Source organism: Aquabacterium sp., assembly GCF_004297345.1.
In the GTDB taxonomy this organism is placed as follows: domain Bacteria; phylum Pseudomonadota; class Gammaproteobacteria; order Burkholderiales; family Burkholderiaceae_C; genus Aquabacterium.
The window spans coordinates 1-5,045 of record NZ_SCTN01000144.1 but is presented as its reverse complement, the minus strand read 5'-3'; the positions used below and the strand labels follow the sequence as shown (position 1 = coordinate 5,045).

Genomic DNA, 5,045 nt, shown 5'->3' with positions numbered 1-5,045 from the left:
GGTTTTTACGACAACGCTGTCAGGTATCCGTTTAATCCGGATGGCGTGGCGGGCATGGATATATCAGTGAATGCGTCTGGGTACGGTTCGTTGTCAGGTTGGTTCAATGTGTTGGAAGTGGCTTATGACGCCAATTTTCAGGTGACCGTGTTGGCCGTTGACTTTGCCGAATATGGTGAGACTGCCTCCAAGACTGGTCCAGGGGTGTTCGGCTCATTGCGATTTAATTCGGCCATTCCGCTGACGACGTCTGTGCCTGAGCTCAATACGTTGGCGCAACTTTGCTTTGGCGTGTTAGGGGTGGGCGCTGTTGTTCGCCGCAACAAGCTGCGGCCCTGACTGAAACTGAAGCAGTTTTGTGGTTCTTGTCTCGGCCATTAACGGCAAAGAACCGTCATTTTCGTTTTGCTCCCAATACCTGCGCTCAGGCGTTGAGCGCCCCCATGGCTGCCTCCGGGTAGCGCGTGCCTGCCACCAGATGGGCATTCAGCATCGCGCTCATCTGGTTGCGCTGACCGTCACTGAGCTGGATGCTGGCTGAGGCTGCATTCTCATCCAGGCGTTCGATTCGGCGCGTGCCTGGGATGGGCACGATGTCCGTGCCCTGGTCCAGCAGCCAGGCCAGGGCCAATTGGGCAGGGCTGTATCCCCAGGCAGTAGCCAGTTCGCCGAGTGCATCGGCAAGAGCCAGATTGGCAGACAGGTTGTCACCTTGAAAGCGTGGGTTGGCGCGGCGCCAGTCACTGCCGTCCAGGCTGTCCACGTTGCGGATCGTACCTGTGAGGAAACCGCGGCCCAGCGGGCTGTAGGGCACCAGCGCGATACCCAGTTCGCGGCAGGTGGGTAGGATCTCAGCTTCCACATCGCGCGTCCAAAGCGAATATTCAGTCTGCAAGGCCGCTATCGGGTGTACCGCTGCTGCCCGGCGCAGCGTGGCGGTTGAGGCTTCCGACAGGCCGAGGTAACGCACCTTGCCCTGGCGCACCAGATCGGCCATGGCACCTACCGTTTCTTCAATGGGCACGGTCTTGTCCACCCGGTGCTGATAGTAAAGATCGATGTGGTCCACGCCCAGGCGCTGCAGACTCGCCTCGCAGGCTTGGCGCACGTATGCGGGGCTGCCATCGATGCGGAGCAGTTGGCCGTCTGGTGCGCGCACATTCCCGAACTTGGTGGCCAGCACCACCTCGCTGCGGCGCGTACGCAGCAGCGGCGCCAGCAGCCGCTCGTTGGCGCCGACGCCGTACATGTCGGCGGTGTCCAGCAACGAGATGCCCATGTCCAGTGCGTGGTGCAGCACGGCCAGCGAGCGGGCGTCGTCGGCGGCGCCATAGAAATCTGACATGCCCATGCAGCCCAGGCCCAGGGCCGAGACATGTGGGCCGTTGCGGCCCAAGGTGCGTTGAGGAATGGTGATGCGCGAGGATGCGGTCATGGCAAGGCTCCGGTTGGCAAGAGATGGCTTCGGGGCAACACGCCCTGAAGGCTGGAGGCCAGTCTGCCCGGCCACCAGGCCATGCACCAGGCCGCTGCTCCGCCATCCTTGCCTGATCCTGCGGCCCTGATGCCCAGCTTGCCCATATGGCCCCTGATGCTTGCACAATCCTGCCTATGCCGGATTCACCCATTCGCTTGGAAGCCTTGCGTCAGGACGCGTTGGCCATCGCATTGCGTCACGCGCCCAGCGATGGCCTGCATGACGGCAGGGTGCCGGGCCTGCAGTTGATCCGCGCCAGCATGCCGGCCCAGCCACTGCCAGCGGTGTACGAACCCGGCCTCGTGCTCGTGCTGCAAGGGCGCAAGCAGGCCACGCTGGGTGCCGAGGTGCTGCACTATGACCCGCTGCACTGCCTGCTGGTCGCCGTCACACTGCTGCCCGTGGGCCAGATCACCGAGGCCAGTGTCGATCAGCCCTATCTGTGTCTGCGCCTGCAAACCAGCCCGACCGAACTGGCCGCGCTGTTGCTGGAGGCCGGGCAACCCGCCGCCCCGACTGCCGCCGAAGATGGGCTGACCTGTGCGCTCAACCTGGCTCCGGTGAGTGAGTCTCTTCTGGACGCCGCAGTGCGCCTGCTGCGCTTGTTGGACGAACCGCAGGACGTGCCCGTGCTGGCGCCGCTCCTGCAGCGCGAGGTTTTCTATCGGGTGCTCACAGGCCCGTTGGGCCCGCGCTTGCGTGCCTTGGCACAGTCAGACAGCCAGACTCGCCGCATCGCCCGTGCCATCGAGTTGCTGCGCCAGCGCTACGACCAGCCACTTCGCGTGGAAGAGTTGGCAGCTGTGGCACACATGAGCGCTTCCACATTGCACCTGCACTTCAAGCAACTGACGGCGTTGTCGCCATTGCAGTACCAGAAGCACCTGAGGCTGCATCACGCACGCCGGCTGATGCTGGCAGAGGGGCTGGATGCAGCCCGTGCCGCCATCCAGGTGGGTTATGAAAGCCCTTCTCAGTTCAGCCGCGAGTACAGGCGCCTGTTTGGCAGCCCGCCTCGGGCCGACGTGACGCGCGTCAAGACTGGCTCGGCAGTCTCGTGATCCCTGGTCACTTGCATGCCTTGCGGCTTTCGATCAACGGCATGGCGTACTCCATAATCAAAGGCTGTTCCTCGTTTGTTCGAGTTGCCTACTTTTCATCATGGATAAACTCTCGCTGCAGCAGCAAGTGCTGGAACGGCTTGCCGAAGACCTGCAGCAAGTCGAGCAGGCAGCTCGGGCCGCCCATGAAACGGCGACGCACGAAGAAAACATCGCCGAAAACAAATACGACACATTGGGGCTGGAAGCCGCCTACCTGGCCACTGGCCAGGCGCGTCGCGCTGACGCCATCCGCCAGGCGATGGCCAACTGGCGCCAATTTCGCCCGCGCCCCTACGACGCCAGTAAAGGCATCCAGCTTGGCGCGTTGGTTTGCCTGGTCGATGCCAACGACGCGCAGCAACTGCTCTTTCTAGGCCCGGCTGGGGGCAGCATGAAGCTGGTGAGCGGCGCCAGGAGCGTTCAGATCATCAGCAGCGAAGCCCCATTGGGTGGGGCCTTGCTGGGTAAATGCGAGGGGGATGAGGTGTCCATACCGGGGGCACCAAACCGACAGCAGTTTGAGGTGCTGTGGGTTCAGTGATCAGCGAGTAGGTTCGCGTCGAACTGGCTGAGGTCGGCTGTGCTTTTAGACGGGCTATCTGGGCAGAGACGTCGGTGTCGTCTAAAAAGCAAAGCGTCAAGCTTAGGGGCTTGATAAGAGGCGAGCTTCTGGCTGTGCAAATGGTCGCATCACCCGGAAGCCGATCCATTGTGTTCGCATGTCGTCCCGTTCGGTTATCCAGGAGTCGGCCAGGCTGAACAACCAGGAAGAACCATACGCATCATGCACAACCAATGCTTTTCTTTCTTGCCAGATGCTGATGCTCTTGTCTGCATTGTCTCGGGCTGAAGGGTATTGATTGGCCAGGCTCTGGGCGAGATCGATGGCGTTGTCTGGCGCTCGCGAGACACCAGATAGCAGTTCCGAGACGTTGCCGATCAGATCATGCAATCCAGTTGCGCCCACTGCAAAGTGTCCGACAGGCGCCGTTTTGCCAAAACCGTCTGAACACGGATAGGGCTCATTGGCGCCATTGCCTGTTCCTCCCCGACCGCCTTGACTCCAGCCTGTCGAATCCAGCAGATTGCCTAAAGGGCATACGCGTGCAGCGTTGCCGCCCGTAAACGACCAATCGTGGAAGTTGCCTGAGCTGGCGATGGCGGGATAGTTCTGGCGCCAAGCTTCTATCCAATCCGACTTGCCCGGCAGGACGTAACGAACGCCCGCTTTGGCCGATAGCCAGGCCAGATAAGCCTGTACTTCGTTCCAGGACACACACACGACCGGATGATCCTTGGTTTGTTCAAAGCCCGGAGCGAGCCAGGTGGCGTTGGCGTCCTGTACGGCCTCGCTCGAGAAAATGCCGCTGTTCCAGACTCGGCAACCGCGAGACGGTGGTCTCTTCGTGTCCGTCACAAAGGCTTCGTACTGCCCTCTTGTGATTTCAAACTGCCCCATTGCCACGGGATCCCCGTCTACCCCCTTGATGATGACCATCGGGGGGCAATCAGGGCAATCGCGAAATGGCTTGCCGTTGCCAGGCTCCGCGCCTTGCGCTCTGGCCGCTGCCATGGCTGCATCCAGTTTCAAACGGTGTTGCCTTGCCGCTTCAGCCGCCAGGCGCTGGCGTTCGCCTTCCTTCTTTTTTGCCGCAGCTTCTTCGCGCAGGCGGGCAGCCTCCTGCCGCTGACGCTCCTGCTCTCGCGCTTGCTGTTGTCGCATGCCTTCAGCTGTCAGCACCGTTTTCGAGAACGTCAACTCGATGCGTTTGACCACGCCATCACCCAGAAACAGGCTTTGCTCAAAGACCCACTGCGTTTCGGCGTCTCGAGGCTTGGATGACTGGATAGTGACTTGGCCGGGTTGCACCTGCATGTCAAGCGGGCACTCACCCATCTGCCGGCCATTGACGGTCACCATGGCGCCCGCGGCCTCGTCATCGCAGGCGATGCGCAGCATCGATGTTGCGGTTGCCGCCGTGTGCATCGCGAGCGCCCACGCCAATACCCATACTGCTTTACACCTCATAGGGGTCACTCCATTTTTTGGCATCTTGCGATGGCGTCGGTGATTTTGTAGCGCCACTTATTGCCACCTGAACAGACCAGCGCTTGCTCATATCCAGGGAACTCGATCTTGTCGCGTCCCCAGCCAGGGCCTAACAGGGCACACGCGCGGCTGGCCTCGGATTCCAAGCCTCGTCGGGCCCAGGTTTGCGCGCCTTCGCGCGTGAACTCGCAACTCTTCCACTCGGTACCAATGGCGACGGTTTTGTAGACATATCCGTGTCTCTTTGGGGGGGTGTCAGTGGGCGCGCTGCCACCCTCGCCATTGGGATGGTTGCCGTCCTCTTGGCGAGGCTTGCCTTGGACCTTGCCCGAGTCGCCTGCCCCGGATCCTGACCCCGACGTGGTGCCGCTTTCCTGGTTGTTCTGAGAGCCGGTTCGACCATCTCCTGATGACG

At 61.4% G+C, this 5,045-nt stretch carries 6 protein-coding genes; 3 read left to right on the top strand and 3 right to left on the bottom strand.

What is annotated here, in order from left to right; all coding sequences use genetic code 11:
* Positions 1–339 (top strand): hypothetical protein (locus tag EPO09_RS04685; RefSeq protein ID WP_290640670.1); only part of this gene is annotated, 339 nt, incomplete at its 5' end.
* 85 nt (positions 340–424) lie between these two features.
* Here the strand turns inward: EPO09_RS04685 and EPO09_RS04680 are convergent.
* Complete coding sequence (locus tag EPO09_RS04680) at positions 425–1,435, bottom strand: aldo/keto reductase (RefSeq protein WP_290640668.1); 1,011 nt, start codon at positions 1,433–1,435, stop codon at positions 425–427.
* Between the two features lie 176 nt (positions 1,436–1,611).
* On the opposite strand from EPO09_RS04680, the gene EPO09_RS04675 reads away from it, so the two are divergent.
* Both EPO09_RS04675 and EPO09_RS04670 read left to right on the top strand, forming a co-directional pair.
* Entirely contained in the window at positions 1,612–2,538 is a 927-nt protein-coding gene (locus EPO09_RS04675; RefSeq protein ID WP_290640666.1) for an AraC family transcriptional regulator, read from the top strand.
* Between the two features lie 100 nt (positions 2,539–2,638).
* Positions 2,639–3,121: a GreA/GreB family elongation factor gene (locus EPO09_RS04670; RefSeq protein WP_290640664.1), complete on the top strand. Its 483-nt coding sequence runs from the start codon at positions 2,639–2,641 to the stop codon at positions 3,119–3,121.
* Between the two features lie 102 nt (positions 3,122–3,223).
* Here EPO09_RS04670 and EPO09_RS04665 read toward each other — a convergent pair whose 3' ends face one another.
* Positions 3,224–4,540, bottom strand: a complete 1,317-nt coding sequence (locus tag EPO09_RS04665; RefSeq protein ID WP_290640662.1) for an SUMF1/EgtB/PvdO family nonheme iron enzyme — start codon at positions 4,538–4,540, stop codon at positions 3,224–3,226.
* Positions 4,541–4,614: 74 nt separating this feature from the next.
* Positions 4,615–5,045, bottom strand: a 431-nt coding sequence (locus EPO09_RS04660; protein WP_290640660.1) for a hypothetical protein, incomplete at its 5' end; no start/stop codon positions are given.